This window comes from Amycolatopsis sp. NPDC049252, from assembly GCF_043197175.1.
Lineage (GTDB): Bacteria > Actinomycetota > Actinomycetes > Mycobacteriales > Pseudonocardiaceae > Amycolatopsis.
Genome location: NZ_JBICSQ010000001.1, coordinates 307,740 through 324,177, shown reverse-complemented (window position 1 = coordinate 324,177; position 16,438 = coordinate 307,740). Strand labels below are relative to the sequence as shown.

The 16,438-nt window shown below is 70.1% G+C and carries 14 protein-coding genes; 5 read left to right on the top strand and 9 right to left on the bottom strand.

What is annotated here, in order from left to right; genetic code table 11:
• Positions 1-25: 25 nt before the first annotated feature.
• Entirely contained in the window at positions 26-793 is a 768-nt protein-coding gene (locus tag ACGFMK_RS01615) for a glutaminyl-peptide cyclotransferase (RefSeq protein WP_392756780.1), read from the bottom strand.
• Positions 794-844: 51 nt separating this feature from the next.
• Here ACGFMK_RS01615 and ACGFMK_RS01610 point away from each other — a divergent pair, with 51 nt between their 5' ends.
• Positions 845-3,355, top strand: a complete 2,511-nt coding sequence (locus tag ACGFMK_RS01610; RefSeq protein WP_392756778.1) for a DUF3027 domain-containing protein — start codon at positions 845-847, stop codon at positions 3,353-3,355.
• Positions 3,352-6,159 (top strand): sacsin N-terminal ATP-binding-like domain-containing protein, encoded by a 2,808-nt coding sequence (locus tag ACGFMK_RS01605; protein ID WP_392756776.1) that lies wholly within the window; start codon positions 3,352-3,354, stop codon positions 6,157-6,159. Before ACGFMK_RS01610 ends, ACGFMK_RS01605 begins: the two co-directional genes overlap by 4 nt.
• 4 nt (positions 6,160-6,163) lie before the next feature.
• On the opposite strand, the gene ACGFMK_RS01600 is transcribed toward ACGFMK_RS01605, so the two are convergent.
• The gene (locus ACGFMK_RS01600) at positions 6,164-6,391 is read right to left on the bottom strand and encodes a DUF2530 domain-containing protein (protein WP_392757569.1); all 228 of its coding nucleotides are present in this window, start codon (positions 6,389-6,391) and stop codon (positions 6,164-6,166) included.
• Between the two features lie 83 nt (positions 6,392-6,474).
• Between ACGFMK_RS01600 and ACGFMK_RS01595 the strand changes: the two genes are divergently transcribed.
• The gene (locus tag ACGFMK_RS01595) at positions 6,475-7,968 is read left to right on the top strand and encodes an NCS2 family permease (RefSeq protein WP_392756774.1); all 1,494 of its coding nucleotides are present in this window, start codon (positions 6,475-6,477) and stop codon (positions 7,966-7,968) included.
• Here ACGFMK_RS01595 and ACGFMK_RS01590 read toward each other — a convergent pair.
• Positions 7,961-8,494, bottom strand: coding sequence for a hypothetical protein (locus tag ACGFMK_RS01590; protein WP_392756772.1), 534 nt, complete (start codon positions 8,492-8,494; stop codon positions 7,961-7,963). The two genes, ACGFMK_RS01595 and ACGFMK_RS01590, sit on opposite strands and share 8 nt — an antisense overlap.
• A gap of 106 nt (positions 8,495-8,600) precedes the next feature.
• On the opposite strand from ACGFMK_RS01590, the gene ACGFMK_RS01585 reads away from it, so the two are divergent.
• Positions 8,601-9,032 carry a MarR family transcriptional regulator gene (locus ACGFMK_RS01585; RefSeq protein ID WP_323324195.1) on the top strand — a complete coding sequence of 144 codons (432 nt, stop codon included), beginning with the start codon at positions 8,601-8,603 and terminating at the stop codon, positions 9,030-9,032.
• Between the two features lie 125 nt (positions 9,033-9,157).
• Positions 9,158-10,414, top strand: a complete 1,257-nt coding sequence (locus tag ACGFMK_RS01580; protein ID WP_392757566.1) for an MFS transporter — start codon at positions 9,158-9,160, stop codon at positions 10,412-10,414.
• 53 nt (positions 10,415-10,467) lie between these two features.
• Here ACGFMK_RS01580 and ACGFMK_RS01575 read toward each other — a convergent pair whose 3' ends face one another.
• The 6 genes from ACGFMK_RS01575 to ACGFMK_RS01550 all read right to left on the bottom strand — a co-directional run bounded on the left by ACGFMK_RS01575 (position 10,468) and on the right by ACGFMK_RS01550 (position 16,326).
• The gene (locus ACGFMK_RS01575; RefSeq protein ID WP_392756769.1) at positions 10,468-11,514 is read right to left on the bottom strand and encodes a hypothetical protein; all 1,047 of its coding nucleotides are present in this window, start codon (positions 11,512-11,514) and stop codon (positions 10,468-10,470) included.
• A gap of 222 nt (positions 11,515-11,736) precedes the next feature.
• The gene (locus ACGFMK_RS01570; protein WP_392756767.1) at positions 11,737-12,540 is read right to left on the bottom strand and encodes an arylamine N-acetyltransferase; all 804 of its coding nucleotides are present in this window, start codon (positions 12,538-12,540) and stop codon (positions 11,737-11,739) included.
• Between the two features lie 103 nt (positions 12,541-12,643).
• Entirely contained in the window at positions 12,644-13,267 is a 624-nt protein-coding gene (locus ACGFMK_RS01565) for a superoxide dismutase (RefSeq protein WP_155540693.1), read from the bottom strand.
• 197 nt (positions 13,268-13,464) lie between these two features.
• Positions 13,465-14,133 (bottom strand): heme oxygenase (biliverdin-producing), encoded by a 669-nt coding sequence (locus tag ACGFMK_RS01560; protein WP_392756764.1) that lies wholly within the window; start codon positions 14,131-14,133, stop codon positions 13,465-13,467.
• 72 nt (positions 14,134-14,205) lie between these two features.
• On the bottom strand, positions 14,206-14,805 hold the full coding sequence (locus ACGFMK_RS01555) for a TetR/AcrR family transcriptional regulator (RefSeq protein WP_392756762.1): 600 nt from the start codon (positions 14,803-14,805) through the stop codon (positions 14,206-14,208).
• A 21-nt stretch (positions 14,806-14,826) separates the two neighbouring features.
• Entirely contained in the window at positions 14,827-16,326 is a 1,500-nt protein-coding gene (locus ACGFMK_RS01550) for a glutamate-cysteine ligase family protein (RefSeq protein WP_392756759.1), read from the bottom strand.
• Positions 16,327-16,438 lie beyond the last annotated feature (112 nt).

Below are 16,438 nucleotides of genomic sequence, written 5' to 3'. Positions count from 1 at the left end.
GCCGCGCCGCCTGCTCATCCGTGCTTTAGGGGTGTTGCGGGACGAACCTCACCCGGAACGTGACCTGCCACTGCTTGCCGGTGAGCAGGAATTCATCGGTGCCCGGCACGGCGGCGATTCCGTTGAGCACGGCCTCCGGGTCGGTCACTTTGGCCTGCGCACGAAGCTGACCTGCGTCGATCGTTCCGGTGACGTGCCCGTTGGCGGCGTCGATCCGCAGAATGGTGTCGGTGTGCCAAACGTTTGCGTAGACGTCGCCGCCGACGCACTCCAGCTCGTTGAGCTGATCACGGCCGACGTCGACGCTGCCGGTGACGGCGAAGGTCTTCGGGTCGCGGAAGGTCAGCGCCGACGAGCCGTTGCTCATCACCAGCCGTCCGCTGTCCTGGTGGCACAGACCCCAGCCCTCACCCTGGAACGGCACCTGCCGCAGCTCGGCGAGGGTCTTCGTGTCGCGTTCGATCGCGAAGCCGTCCTGCCAGGTGAGCTGCCAGAGCGTCGGGCCGAGGACGGTGACGCCCTCGCCGAACAGCGGCGCCGGCAGCGTGGCCGTCGTCGTGGGTGGTCCGCCGGGCGGCCCCGCGGTCAGCTGCGACTGGCCGGACAGGCCGGTGCTCTCGTAGAGTGTGCCGCCCGCGAACTCGAGGCCTTCGGTGAACGCGGCGGGGTCGTGCGGCAGCGTCGAGACCACCTGGACGGTCAGTTGTTCCGCTCCCGGCGGGGTGCCGGGGGCGTTGGCACAGCCGCCGAGCGCGGCGGCCAGCAGCAGCGTGGTGATGATCGGCGTGCGCACGTTGAACAGCCTGGCACGGGCGCCGCGGGTGCGTGCGGCACAATTGGCCGCATGACTCTGCTGCTGACCCTGGACGACGGCTCCGTGCAGCGCAAACTCGCCGAAGCGGTGGGTTTCGCGCGTGCCGCGGTGCTGGAGGAAGCGCCCGAGGAGCAGATCGGTGCCCACGTCGGCGTCGGCCGGGAGGACGCGGTCTCGGCGAGTCATCTGTTCGAAGCCCAGGTGCCCGGTTATCGCGGCTGGCGCTGGTCGGTGACGGTCGCCCTGGCGGGCGACGACGAGCCGGTGACGGTGAGCGAGGTCGTCCTGGTGCCCGGCCCGGAGGCGCGGATCGCGCCGGCGTGGGTCCCGTGGGAGCGCCGGGTCCGGGCGGGTGACCTGGGCGTCGGCGACATCTTCCCGACGGACGCCAACGACCCCCGCCTCGCCCCGGCGTACCTCCAGTCGGACGACCCGGCGGTGGAGGAGGTGGCGCGCGAGACGGGCCTGGGCCGCATCCACGTCCTGTCCCGCTACGGCCGCGAAGACGCGGCCACCCGCTGGCACAGCGGCGAGTTCGGCCCGCGGTCGGACATGGCCCGCTCGGCGCCGGGGGTCTGCGGAACGTGCGGTTTCTTCGTCCCGCTGGCGGGCTCCCTGCGCGGCGGCTTCGGAGTGTGCACGAACGACATCGCCCCGGCGGACGGCCACGTGGTCGACGTCGAGTACGGCTGCGGAGCGCACTCCGAGGTGGAGGTCGAGGTGACCTCCTCGATCCCGGTGGCCGAGCTGGTCTACGACGACTCCTTGCTGGACTTCGACCCGGCGCCGGTTGAGCCCGAGCCGGCGCCTGCCGCTCCCGCGCCTGCTGCCTCCGACGTCTCCGGCACGGTGGCGCCTCCGACGGTGGCCGAGGTCGAGGCGGTCGCCGTGGTGGAGGCCACGGAAGCGGTGGAGTCCCCGGCCGCCGAGTCCGAGACGGCTCTGGCGGAGTCGGACCTGTCACCGGCGGAGGTCGAGCCGGAACTGGCGGCCGAGCCGCAGACCGAGGAAGCCAAGGTCGCCGAGCCGGACGCGACGGCGGCGGCTGCCGAGCCGGTGGCGGCTGCCGAGTCAGCAACGACGGCGACACCGGAAGCGGAGGCCGCTCCGGTGACCGCCGGGGCTGACTCAGTCGTGGCTGAGCCGGTGACGGCGGAAGCCGAGCCGACTGAGGTCGTCCCGGCGACGGGCGAGACCGAATCCGCTGCCGCTGGATCGGTGGCTGACTCGATTGTGGCTGAGCGGGCGGCGGCGGAAGGCGAGCCGGGTGAGGTTGTCCCGGCGACGGGCGAGACCGAATCCGGTGCCGCTGGGTCGGTGGCTGACTCGATTGTGGCTGAGCCGGTGGCGGCGGAAGCCGAGCCGACTGAGGTCGTCCAGGTGACCGCTGAGTCTGGCTCGGTGGCAGCCGAAGGCGATTCAACGGTGGCTGAGTCGACGGCGGGGGCCGAGTCGGCTGAGGTTGTCCCGGTGGCGGCTGAGTCTGGCTCGGTGGCAGCCGAGCGCGATTCGGCAGTGGCTGAGGCCGGGCCCGAGGTTGACCCGGTGACCGCCGAGAGTGGCTCGGTGGCAGCCGAGAGCGACTCGATTGTGGCTGAGCCGGTGGCGGCGGAAGCCGAGCCAGCGGTTTCGGAGCCAAGCTGGGCCGAGGCGTCTGCCGGGTCCCGGTCGGTTGTGCCTGAGGCCGAGCCGTTGGTGGCTGAGACGATCCCGTCCGCGGCGACCGATGCTGAGCCGCTGGGGAGCTCCGGGACTGAGCAGGGTGCCGTTGCCGAGCAGACCGAAGCCGTTTCGCCGGAAAGCCGGACCTTCGCGGCTGAGCCCCAAGCGGTCGTCGAGCCGGTTTCGCCGGAGGTGGTGGCCGAATCCGTGGTCGCCGACTCGCCGGAGGCTGTGGGCGAGGGTTTGGAGTCGACCCAGCGCGAAGATGCCGATGTGGTCGAGGAACAGTCCGCTGAGCCGGTTTCGCCGGAAGCAGTGGGCGAGGCTTCGGAGCCGACCCAGCGCGAAGTGACCGGTGTGGTCGACGAGCAGTCCGCTGGGCCGGTTTCGCCGGAGGTGGCCGGACCCGTGGTCGCCGACTCGTCGGAGGCTGTGGGCGAGGGTTCGGAGTCGACCCGGCGCGAAGAGACCGAGCCGCAGGCGGCTGACGAGGCCGCCGTCGCCGGCTCTGCAGCCGAAGAGGAGCGGGTTGATGTTGCCGAGTTGCCCGCCTCGACCCCCGAAGCTCGGGAAACCACGGTGGGTGAGGCCGGTGCGGCCGAGCTTTCCGTGGTGACCGCCGAGACGGTCTCGTCCGAGGCCGAGGCGACCGATCCGGCTGTCGGGTCGGCCGCGGCCGGTGACGAGGTCGAGGTGCCGGAAGCTGTGCTGACCGACTCCGTTGTCACCGAGACTGCCGAGCTGCGGTCCGAGGCCGAGCCTGTTCAGGGCGAACTGACCTATGCGGTGGTGACCGAGCCGAAGCAGCCCGCGAGTGCCGATTCGGCCGAAGCAACGGCCGAAGACGCCACCGAGACCGATCACCGCAGCGAACAGTGACGGAGCCGGCGCCTGAGCCGTGCGATCCCTTCGGCACCGCGCGGCTTCGGGACGCGACCCTGCGCTCCTGGCAGGACTCGCCCACCCGGCTCACCGAGGACACCAACGTCGAACGCGACCTGCGCGTCGGGGCCTATCGGGATCGGCTCTTCGTCGAGCTCGCTCAGAACGCCGCCGACGCCGCCATGGCTGCCGGTGTGCCCGGGCGCGTCAAAGCGTCGCTTGTGGACGGTCAGCTTCGGTTTGCCAACACCGGTGCTCCGCTCGACGCTCGTGGGGTTGCTTCCCTCGCGTCGTTGCGGGCGTCGGGGAAGACCGGCGACACTGTCGGCCGGTTCGGGGTCGGGTTTGCCGCTGTGCGTACGGTTTCCGACGAGCCTCAGGTGCTGAGCACCACCGGCGGTGTCGTCTTCTCCGCCGATCGCACCCGGGAAGCCGCTGGGATCGCGGGTGACGTACCTGTACTGCGCCTGCCGTGGCCGACTGAAACCGTTGTCCCAGAAGGTTTTGACACCGAGGTTCGCCTGCCGTTGCGGGACGACGTCGACGGGCAAGCTCTTCTTGGCGAGCTGAGCAAGGACGTCGGCGACCTTCTGCTCGCTCTGCCGTGGCTCGCCGAGTTCGATGTGGACGGTCGCGTTTGGACTCGCACCGCAGATCAGGACGTGGTCGAGATTCGGGGGCCGGCCACGGAAACCCGGTGGCTGACTCATCGCGGTGACGTCGTCTGGGCTGTCCCGGTCGACGCGGACGGCACCCCGATTCCGCTTGAGGAAGACGTTCTCCGCGCACCGACCCCGACCGACGACGGGCTGTCGTTGCCCGCCCGGTTGCTTGCGCCCGTGCCGGTCGAACCGTCGCGACGCCGGGCGCTGCCCGGGCCGGAACTGAAGCAGGCGCTGGAGAAGGCCGCCGGGGAGTACGTCGAACTCGTCCGGCGGCTGCCGCCGGAGCACCGGTTCGCGCTGGTGCCCGTACCGGGGTTCCCGAAGTCCACAGTGGACGCGCAGCTGCGTGAAGACGTCCTGACGGTCCTGTCCAACGAGCCGTGGTTGTCCACTCAGGACGGCCGCGAGGTGTCCGGTCGGCAGGCGCGAGTGCTCGACGTCGACGTGCCCGGCCTGCCTGCGTTGCTGACGGACGTCTTTCCCGGCCTGCTCGACGACGCCCCGAACGTGCTCAAAGCCGTTGCGGTGCAAGTGATCAGCATCGAAGAGGTGCTGGAGACGCTCACCGGAACCAGCCGGGAACCCGGCTGGTGGCGGGATGTCTACAAAGCACTGAACATCGCCTTCGAGTCCCATGCGCTTGCCGCAAGCAGGCTCGACGGCCTGCCCGTGCCGCTCTCCGACGGGCGTACGCTGCCCGGCGCGCGGGGGAGCCTGCTCGTCGACGGCTCGGCCGAGCTGCTCGAGTTGTTGTCCGATGTGGACATTCCGGGGCTGCGGCTCGTGCACCCCGCGGCGTCGCACCCGTTGCTGGAACGCTTGGGTGCCAAGCACGCCGACGCGCGGGAGCTGCTCAACGCCGACCAGTTGCGTGACGCCGTCGAGCGCAGCGTCGAGGACGTGCGGTCCGGTTTGGACGGAACGACCCTCGCCGGTGCGGTCCTCCGGCTCATCGCCGACTGCGGTGACGATGCTCCACAGTGGACCGGCGCGCTCGCGTTGCCCGCCACCGACACCTGGCGTCGCGCGGACGAACTCGTCCTGCCGAACTCGCCCCTCATCGACATCTTCGACGAAGAGGTCTTCGAGGAGGACGGCACGCTCGACGTCCTCGACGAGGACTTCGCCGAGGACTGGCCGTCCGAGACGCTGAAGGCCGTCGGCGTGCTCGACTCGTTCGCGCTGGTGCAGGACGACGAGCCGCACGAACCCGACCACGACCTCCCGGACGAGGAAGCCTGGTGGGACGCGCGGACCGAGCCGCCGTCGACCCTGGTCGCGATCAGGGACCTCGACCTCGTCGCCGACGACTCGTGGCCCGCGGCGCTGCGCCTGCTCGCGGCGCGGCCCGAGACGTGGCACGCCCTGCGCCTGCCCGGCGGGCACGCGGCCTGGTGGATCGCGCAGTACGCCGTGCTCGGCGGCCTGGCGCCGAACGAGTGGCGGCTGCCGGACGCGGACCTCGCCGGGCTCTACGACGAGGTCCCCGACGTCGGCCTCACCGAGGACCTCCTCAAAACCGCCGGTGTGCGCAGGGATCTCACGCTGTCCACAGTGGACGAGGCGAGCGACGTCCTGCGCCGGCTCGGCGACCCGGATCGCACGATCTCACCCGGCCTGATCACGCGCGCCTACGACGCCGTCGTCGAGTCCGGGTTCCAGCCGGCCGCCCCGGACGCCGTCCGGGCCGCGGACGGCTCCGTTGTCGAAGACGCGGTCGTCCTGGACGTGCCGTGGTTCGCCGGGGCGCTCGAACCGGACCAGTACGTCGTCGCGCCCGAGGAGCCGGACAGGCTGGCGGACCTGCTCGACCTGCCGCTGGCCAGCACCACCCCCGCCGAGGTCATCACCGAGGGCGAGTACGCGCCGTGGGCCGAGCTGCCCGCGCTCAAGCTCGTCGCCGACCAGCTCGGGATCCCGCTGCCCGACGGCGGTGTGCTGGTGCACGACCCGCTGACCGTGTCGATCCAGGTCACCGAGCACGACGTCCAGTGGTGGTCCGACGACCGGCTGCACGCGGCCGACACGTCGGAGGGCCTGGCCCGCGCGTTCGCCTGGGCGACCGGGCGCTGGCCGGACCGGCACCTCATCACCGCGCTGCTCGACGACCCGTCGCCGCGGACTCTCCTGGCGTAAGGAACTAGACCCGCTGCGCGGAGCGAGAGCCGCGGCGGGCGGCGGCGCGCTGCCACAGGATGATCGCCATCCCGACGAACCCGAGCACGAACCCGGACAGCGCCGTCTGCACCCACAGCCCCGAAGTCGTGAAGAAGAGCACCACCAGCGCGACAGTCCAGATCGCGGTGCCTACGATCACCACCGGTGTCAGGTCGGTCAGCCTCTTGGGCAGCTCCGGCGTGTGCCGCAACGAGCCCGTAACCTCCGGTGGATTGCTCGGATCACTCACGAGGTGCAGGGTACTCCGCAGCAGCGACAGAATGGGCAGGGCGAATGGCGGAGCAGGAGACGACTCCCACCGGGACGCCGGAGGCGACCGGCACCGGGACGTCCACACTGGACCGGTTCTTCAAGATCACCGAGCGGGGGTCGACCGTCCCGCGTGAACTGCGCGGCGGCCTGGTCACCTTCGTGACGATGGCCTACATCGTGGTGCTGAATCCGCTGATCATCGGCAGTTTCGCGCCGGACGACGCGGCCGCGCACAAGGACCTGCTCGGCGGGATCCTGCCGGTGCCGCAGGTCGCCGCCGTCACCGCGCTGGTCGCCGGGGTCATGACGATCCTGATGGGCCTGGTCGCGAACTACCCGTTCGCCATCGCCACCGGCCTCGGCATCAACAGCCTGGTCGCGGTCACCATCGCCCCGCAGATGACCTGGCCCGAAGCGATGGGCCTGGTCGTCATCGAGGGCGTCATCATCGTCGCGCTCGTGCTCACCGGCTTCCGCACGGCGGTGTTCAAGGCCGTGCCGGCGTCGCTGAAGTCCGCGATCGCCGTCGGCATCGGCGTGTTCATCTGCTTGATCGGCCTGGTGGACGCCGGGTTCGTGCGGCGGCTGCCGGACGACGCGCACACCACCGTCCCGGTCGGCCTCGGCATCAACGGCTCGATCGCGTCGTGGCCGACCGCGGTGTTCGTCGTCGGCCTGCTGATCACCGGCATCCTGGTCGTGCGCAAGGTCAAGGGCGCGATCCTCATCGGCGTACTGTCCTCGACGGTGCTGGCCATCGTGGTCGAGGCGATCGTCAAGGCCGGGCCGTCCAAGGGCACGAACCCGAAGGGCTGGAACCTCGGCTACCCGGCGCTGCCGGACCAGGTGGTCGGCCTGCCGAACCTCTCGCTCGTCGGTGACGTCTCGTTCGGCGCCTGGACGCGGCTGCCGATCATCACCGTCGTTCTGCTGGTCTTCACGCTGGTGCTGGCCGACTTCTTCGACGCCATGGGCACCATGACCGGCCTGGGCAAGGAAGCCGGGCTGATCACGAAGGACGGCCAGCTGCCCAACGTCGGCAAGGCGCTGTTCGTCGAGGGCCTCGCGGGCGCGGCCGGCGGGTTCGGCTCGGCCAGCTCGAACACGGTGTTCGTCGAATCGGCGGCCGGCATCGCCGAAGGCGCCCGGACGGGCCTGGCGAACGTCATCACCGGCGTGCTGTTCATCGCCGCGATGTTCCTGACGCCGCTCTACCAGGTGGTGCCGGTCGAGGCGGCCGCGCCGGCGCTGGTCGTGGTCGGCGCGATGCTGATGGCGCAGGTGCGCGACATCGACTTCACCGACTACTCGATCGCGCTGCCCGCGTTTCTGACCATCGTCGTCATGCCGTTCACGTACTCGATCGCGAACGGCATCGGCGCCGGCTTCGTCAGCTACGTCGTGATCCGCGCGGCCACCGGCAAGGCCCGCCAGGTGCACCCGCTGATGTGGGTGATCGCGGTGGCGTTCGTCGCGTACTTCGCGGTCGGCCCGATCCAGGCGGCGTTCAGCTGATCTTCAGGGCTTTGTCGAGGACGCTCCGGTCACGCTCGAAATCCGCGGCCGGGGCCTCGAACCGGATTGTCACCAGCGCATCACCGGCGCCGAGGCCGACCACGGTCACCCGCCGCGCGACGCCGGCGCGTTCGTAGGTGAAGTCCCATTCCGCGGTGTCCCGTTCGGCGATCGGGGCGTGCTCGGCGACTGTGCCGCCTTGCCGGCCGAGCGTCGCCCGGAGTCCGCTCAACGCGTCTTCCTGCGTGATCGGCACCCGGTCGGTCTCGAGCAGGAGGTCGCCCCGCCGGAAGCTCGCCCGCTCGTGGTCGCGGGTCACGGCCCAGTCCGATGGCACCGGTATCTCGATCGCCGAGTCGGGGGCGTCCCGGTAGACCTCGAGTGCGCCTTGGACGATCGACGGTGGCGGCGTCGACGCCGGCGGCGCGGCCGCCGGCGCTTCGCCGCCACCGCCCCAGAACTGGGCCACCACGATGGCCACGATCGCCGCGCCGACCACGGCCGAGCCTGCCAGTTTCCTGTTCATCGGACCCCCAGGTTCCTCTGTCGGGAAGGACGCGCGGCCCTCTCCCGGGTTGCGGGTTGACGGAGATCACCTGAAGGGATGAAGTTTCGTAAGGTATGCTAACTATATGTCCGGCGACACGCACGAACGCTCCTTGGCGAGCCGTCTGCGTCTCGCGGTGGTCCGGCTCAACCGCCGGCTGCGGGCACAGCGCGTCGGGGACGATCTGACGTTGACGCAGGTCGCCGCGCTGTCCACCTTGCACAAGTGCGGTGCACTGACCCCCGGGCAGCTCGCCGCGAAGGAAGGCGTCCAGCCGCCCTCGATGACGAGGGTGATCGCCGCGCTCGAGGAGATGAAGTTCGTCGAGCGGCGGCCGCACCCGACCGACGGCCGGCAGGCCATCGTCGAGTTGTCCGAGAGCGGGCTGGCCTACGTTCAGCGGGCCATCTCCGTCCGGGAGGCGTGGCTGGACAGGCAATTGGCGGAGCTCGGCGACGAAGAGCGTGAAGTGCTCTCGAAAGCCGCCGAAATCATCGACAGGATGGCGGGGAACTAACCACGGTGACCACCACGGGTAGCGAAACAGAACGATCGATCGAAACCACTGCTACCCGGAAGACGGCACCACCACTGCCGTCCGCGTCACCACCGTCCGAAGTCGTGCCCCAGCGCCGCGGCGGCATGTTCGCCTCCCTGCGGATCCGCAACTACCGGTTGTTCTTCACCGGTCAGGTCATCTCGAACATCGGCACCTGGATGCAGCGCATCGCCCAGGACTGGCTGGTGTTCACCCTCAGCGGCAACAACCCCATCGCCCTCGGTGTCGCGGTCGCGCTGCAGTTCGCGCCGACGCTGTTCCTCTCGCTGTGGGCCGGCGTCCTCGCCGACCGCGTCGACAAGCGGCGCCTGCTGACCTGGATCCAGGCGGTGGCGTGCTCGCAGGCCGTGGTGCTCGGGGTGCTCGACCTGACCGGGCTCGTGGCGCTGTGGCAGGTCTACGTCCTGTGCTTCACGCTCGGCACCACGGCGGCGCTCGAAGTGCCGACGCGGCAGTCGTTCGTCGCCGAGATGGTCGGGCGCGACCAGATCGCGAACGCCGTCGCGCTCAACTCCTCGATCTTCAACATGGCCCGCATCGTCGGACCGGCGATCGCCGGGTTCGCCATCACCTGGATCGGCACCGGCTGGCTGTTCATCGCGAACGCGGCCAGCACGGTCGCCGTCATCACCGGGCTGATCCTGATGAACCCGGCCAAGCTGTTCCGCGTCGCGGCGGTGCCGCGCGAGAAGGGCCAGCTCGCCGAGGGCCTGCGGTACGTCCGCCGGCGCTCGGACCTGATGACGGTGATGGTGCTGGTGCTGTTCGTCAGCACGTTCGGCATCACGTACTTCAGCTCGCTGCCGATCGTCGCGGCGAACGTCTTCCACACCGCCGCCGACGGCTACGGCCTCCTCTCGACGCTCGTCGCGGTCGGCACGTTCACCGGCGCGATCATGTCGGCCCGCCGCGGCACGAAGGGCCGGCCGCGGGTGCGCCTGATGCTGGTGTCGGCCTTCTTCCTGGGCGTGTTCGAGCTGATCACGGCGTTCATGCCGAACTACCTGACGTTCGGCCTGGGCCTGATCCCGCTCGGCTTCGCCACGATGACGTTCCTCAACACGGCGAACTCCCTGGTGCAGACGTCGGTCAGCCCGGAGATGCGCGGCCGCGTGATGGGCCTGTACGTGCTGGTCCTGATCGGCGGCAACCCGATCGGCGGCCCGATGGTCGGCTGGATGGCCCAGGCGTTCGGCGGGCGGTCTCCCTTCTACATCGGCGGCGCGGTCTCGGCGCTGGCCGCGGTGGTCTGCGCGATCGTGCTGATCCGGCGGGGTGGCGTGTCGTGGCCGGTGCGGCGCGGGTTCGGGCTGCGGGTGCTGAAGCGGGCGAAGGTCTAGCGGCCGGCTTGCGCACCCAGCCGGTCGGCTCGCGTACCCGGATCGTCGGCTCGTCAGCGGCCGAGCAGCCCCGAGACCATCGACTCGGCCCACGCCCGAAGCTCCTCGTCGGACTTCCGTGGGGACGTCCAGGCGAGCTCGACCTGCTGGGGTGACGCGTCGCCGAGCCGGATCACCACCCGCGGGTTGTCGACCAGCGCGGGCCTGCCACGGATCCGGTCGGGGAAGTCCCTGGTGCAGCAGTCGTCGCTCGACGCCTGGACGCCGAGGTCGTCCTCGCGGTGTTCGCACTTGCCGCCCTGCTTCGGCACGAACTCGGTGAGCGGCCGCTGGGTGCTCTGGGCCAGCAGGGAACAGAGCTGCCACGCGATCATCGGGGTCGAGGCGTCGACGATGCCGCTGCCGGGGGTCGGCCCGACCGTGCGGGGCGGGATCGAGTCGTCGTAGGACACCTGCGGCAGTGCCGGCCCGGGGGCCGTGACCGCGTTGACGATCCCGTCGCCGAGGTTCTGGGCCAGGGCGCGCAGATCACGGGCCGTCTGGTCCCAGGTGTCCTGGGAAACGGAGATCTCCAAGACCGGTTTCGACCAGCTCGGCGCGCTTGGCCCCAGCAACCGGACGACGACGCTCGCGTCCTTCCCGTACCGCGACTGGTACGAAGTGGCGGGACGGCCGCCGACGGTGACCTGCTCCGGCGCCTCACCGGAGCGGACCAGCGTGCCGTCGCCGAGCTTGGCCGAAACCCGGAGCGTCGTGGTGACGACCTGGCAGCCGAAGATCACGTTGACTTCGCGGAGGACCGGTCCGCCGAGCAGCTTCGCCCAGGTCGGTTCGGGCAGGGACGAGCACAGGACGTGACTCGCCGTGTAGTCGGGCAGAGCGGCGACCATCTCCCCGGTCGGCATCGGCACCGCGCGGACCGCCTCCGCACCCTGTTCCGGCCACGGGCTCGGCAGGGTCGTCGGCGGGGCGGGCAGCGAGACCGGCGGAAACACGATGCGCCACGCCAGCCACGCCCCGCCACCGAGCAAGGTGACGAAGGCGAGGACGGCGACGACGATCAGCGCCGCGGTACGGGTGGAGTTCCCCCTTGTGTTCACGCTGTGACCGTATCGCCACGCACCGACAGAAATGGCCGGTTTCTGCAGTCAGGGTCACTCGAACGAGTGAGATCCGGGTCTCCACGGGAGACCCCTTGTCCGAGTGGTGAGGTTAGGCTAACCTCATACATGTCCGCTTCGTGGTGGGAGCGGCAGTCAGTTCGGGAACGGACGGAGCCCCGACCCTGGGAACCCCAGGCCGGGGCTCCGTTCATCGACGGGTCAGGGCAGTGTCGGGCTGAGCGAAGGGCTCGTCAAGGGGTTCTCACCCGGGAGCGTGGGCAGGCGCTGCAGCGCCATCCCGAAGTACACCCGGTAGGCCGTGCGCACCGCGTCGTCGCCGCTCAGGGGGACCTCGTGGCGGACGCCGTCGACCGTTTCGATCAGCTTGGCGCCCGAGAGCGTCACGCGGCCCTGGGACGTCGGGCGGGAGCACGTCAGCGACCGGGTGAAGTGCGATTCCGGGGACGTCGACTGCCACCACGCCATCGGCACGAAGTCCGCGAGCGGGCGCGGGCGGTGCTCCAGCCGGTACTGCGGCTTCCCGTCCAGCAGGACGTCGACGTCGCCGTACGGCGCGTCCAGCACCAGGAAGTCGCCCTCGGGGTCGGCCTGGGCGTCCACACCGGACAGGCGCAGCGGGTGCCGGGCGAACCGGCCGAAACCGACGTCGAGCAGCCACGGCTCGTCGAGCTCGACGACGACCGCGGCGTGGTCCAGCGGCGGGCCCAGCGAGCCGTCCGGGCGGAACACCTGCGCCGCGTGCAGCGAAGCGTGGTACCCGAGCTCGCACAGCAGGGCGGCGAACAGGCCGTTGAGCTCATAGCAGAACCCGCCGCGGCGGCGTTCCACGATCTTGCCGAACAGCGCCTCCTCGGTGAGCTCGATCGGCTCGCCGAGGTGGACGCTCAGGTTTTCGAAGGGGACCGCCGCCAGGTGCCGTTCCTGCAGGGTGCGCAGCGTCGCGAGGTCGGCCGCCGCGGGCCGTGCGACGCCCAGCCGGGCCAGATACGCGTCAACGTCCATGGCTCAAGCCAAACACCTCGACCGCACTCGAGGTCAAGGGAATTCACCCGCAGACGAAAACGGGGCCCTCCACAGTGGAGGACCCCGTTCGCGAACCGCGTGCTCAGCCGAGCAGCAGGCCGTTGCCGCCGGCGACGGCGTTGTCGAAGCGCTTGCTGATCTCGGCCCAGTTGAAGATGTTCCACAGGGCCTCGACGTACTTCGGCTTCACGTTCTTGTAGTCCAGGTAGAACGCGTGCTCCCAGACGTCGACCAGCAGGATCGGCACGGTCGGCAGGATCAGGTTGTTGTGGTGGTCGCGCAGCTGCTGGGTGATCAGCGTCTTGCCGATCGGGTCCCAGGAGAGCGCGCCCCAGCCGTTGCCCTGGATCGTGGTCGAGACGGCGGTGAACTGCGCCTTGAACTTGTCGAAGGACCCGAAGGCCTCGTCGATCGCGGCGGCCAGCTCGCCGGTCGGCTTGTCGCCGCCTTCCGGCGACAGGATCTTCCACCACACGACGTGGTTGGCGTGGCCGGCCAGGTTGAAGGCCAGCGTCGTCTCGAGACCGACGATGTTGCCGAAGTCCCCGGCGTCGCGGGCTTCCGCGATCTTGTCGAGGGTGTCGTTCGCGCCCTTGACGTAGGTCGCGTGGTGCTTGCTGTGGTGCAGCTCGTTGATCTCGCCGGAGATGTGGGGCGCCAGGGCGCTGTAGTCGTAGTCGAGATCGGGGAGCTCGTAGCGGGCCATTGGCCCTCCTTCTGTCTTCGACACAAGTTTCCGGTATCGAACCTAGTAGCACACACCCCTACGCGGCGAGCGGGGGCGCGTGGTCGTCACTGCGTGGGACGACCGGTTCGACAGTGGCGTACCCGAGGGCGCACCACCCGAAACCGAGCCTGCAACCTGGACCTAACTGGAGGTCAACGGCCTGTGACGACGGTCATTCAGGCGGTGCGGAACTCGTCCAGGCGCTGGGCCAGCTCGTCGAACACCGCGACGTTGCACTCGAACGCCACCAGTGTCTCGTCGATCACCCGGGTGCGCTCGGTGTCGCTCCACGGGGCGTTGTCCAGCTTCGCCCGGTAGGCGTCGCGGAACCTCGGGGCGCTGCCGATGCCCTCGAAGTGGTAGAAGAGCGTGCCCGCGTCGGCGACGTCGTACGTCTTCTCCAGCAGGCGCCGGATGGCCTGGCCGCCCGCGATGTCGCCGAGGTAGCGCGTGTAGTGGTGGGCGACGTACCCGCCGGCCCACGACGACGCCTCTTCGACGCGCGCGACGTACGCCTGCGTCGAGGCCAGGGGCGAGATCGCCGAGCGCCAGCCCGGGCCGGCGAGGTGGGCCAGGTCGAGCTCCAGGTTGGGCAGCCGCCGCAGCTCGTCGAAGACGAACTCGCCGCCCACCGGGTCGGCCGCCATCCGGTCGCTCGCCGCCTCGATCGCGCTGTAGATGAAGTAGTACTGGATCGCCAGCTGGGTGTAGCCGTCCTGCGACAGCTCGCCGCCCAGCAGGGCGCGCATGTACGTCGAGTAGTTCGCCTTCTCGTGCACCTGCAGCGTCGAGGCGCGCAGCGCCGCCGAGAACGGACGGGTGTCCAGGTCCGTGGTCACCGACATGGAGGGCCTCCCGGCGATCGATCTGACACACTGTCAGAAAGAGCCTAAGCCATAAGACGTGGTAAGGCTACCCTAAATCTCTTGCGCGCCGACCGCTCGGAGCACGAACCGGACGGCCGCCTCCACGAAGTCGTCGCGCTGCTCCGGCGGCCCCTCGACCAGGGCGCGGTTGCCCAGCGCGGCGGTGATCATCGCGATCTGCACGTCCGGGTCCTCGGCGGGCCAGCGCCCCAGGTCGACCCCGCCGGTGAGGATCGCGCGCAGCCGGTCGGTGATCGGGTCGGCGTGCGCGCTGATCCGCCGGTACGCCGCGGGCGCCAGCGCCGACGCGAGGGCCGTGCCCGGCGGCATGTGGTACTCGGCCAGCACGCGCAGCTGGAGCCGGACGAACGTGCCGAGCTGGTCCACCGGGTCGGCCTGGGCCTCGACGGCTTCGGTCAGCCGCGTGACGTACCGGGCGGCTTCGTCCTCGACGAAGGCGACGAGCAGGCTCTCCTTGTCCGGGAAGTGGTTGTACAGCGCGCTCCGGCCGACCCCGGCCGCGGCGGCGACCCCGGTGAGCGAGATCGCGTCGAAGCCGCGTTCGTACAGCTGGGCACGCAGGACGTCGAAGACGCGCGCGCGGACTTCGCGTCGGTGCGCCTCCAGCGACCCACCGAGAATCTTCGGCATCGCCCCAGGCTACTGCGCGGATCAGTCGTCCACGGGCCATGTGTGCACGGGCTCGCCCACTTCCGACAGCTCCAGGTACCGCCCGAGCATCCGGGTCAGCGCCTCCTCCCGGTCGAGGCCGCGCTCCTCCGCGCGCACGACGTACTCGCGCTGCCAGGTCGCCCCGGTCCGCCGCGCGAGGCACCGGCGCTCGATGATCCCGAGGTAGCGCTCGCGGGCCTCGTCGGAGACGTCGGAGCGGCGCAGCCCTTCGTGGGCCAGCGGGAGCAGCACGCGCAGCGCGAGCTCGTCCGGCGGGATCCAGCCGATGCCCGGCCAGTACAGCTGCGCTTCGAAGCCGCGTCGTGCGCCGGCGTACAGGTTTTCCTCCGCCGCCTGGAACGACATCTGGCTCCACACCGGGCGTTCGGCCTCGGCGAGCGCGCGCTGGGCGCCGTAGAAGAACGCCGCGTTCGCCACGGTGTCGACGACCGTCGGCCCGGCGGGCAGGACGCGGTTTTCGATGCGCAGGTGCGGCAGGCCGTCGACGACGTCGTAGACCGGGCGGTTCCAGCGCCAGATGGTGCCGTTGTGCATGCGCAGCTCGGTGAGCTTCGGCGCCTGGCCGGCGTCGAGGGCTTCGATCGGGTCCTCGGCGTCGGTTTCCGGGAGCAGGCCGGGGAAGTAGCGGACGTTCTCCTCGAACAGGTCGAAGATCGACGTGATCCAGCGCTCGCCGAACCACACGCGCGGCCGGACGCCCTGGTTCTTCAGCTCTTCGGGGCGGGTGTCGGTCGCCTGCAGGAACAACGGGATGCGCGTCTCCTGCCAGAGCGCCTTGCCCAGCAGGAACGGCGAGTTCGCGGCGAGCGCGATCTGCAGCCCGGCCAGGCACTGCGCGGCGTTCCAGTGCGCGGCGAATTCCTCCGGCGCCACCTGCAGGTGCAGCTGCACGCTCGTGCACGCCGCTTCCGGAAGGATGGATTCCGCATAGCTGCGCAGGCGTTCCGGTTGCTGGCCCGGCAGCGCCGAGCCCTCCATCGCCAGCACGGTCCGTTCGCCGCGCGCGGCGAAGATCTGGTCGTTCAGCGTGGCGTACCGGGATTTGTTGGTGAGCCACTTCTGGTCGAAGTGCTCGTGCTTCAACGTCGGCAGGATGCCGATCATGGCCACCGACGACCCGGTGTCACGGGCCTTCGCCGACGCTGTGCCCAGGTACGCGCGGAGGTCGTCTTCGAGCTGGAGCGCCGAATCGCCGGCCAGCGGCCGCGGCGGCACGTTCAGCTCGAGGTTGTGCTGGCCCAGTTCGGTGGTGAACGACGGGTCGTCGAGCGCCTCCAGCACCGCGGTGTTCGTCATCGACGGGCGCAGCTCGCGGTCGACCAGGTTCAGCTCGACTTCGAGCCCGATGTTCTTGCGCGGGAAGGAGAAACTGCCGTCGGTGAGCATCCGGGCCAACGTGTCGAGACAGCGCTGCACCTTGCGGCGATACCGTCCTCGATCGAGCGTGTTGAACGGTTGTGCCGCCAGGTCCATCCCCATGACCATCCCTGCTTTGCGTCGGCGTGGAACTAGTACGTGTTTCAGGTTCCCGGCGGATAACCGTTTCACAGCGGTTGAATCCGTGCTAGCGGCCAAACTGGTGCTGTCCGTC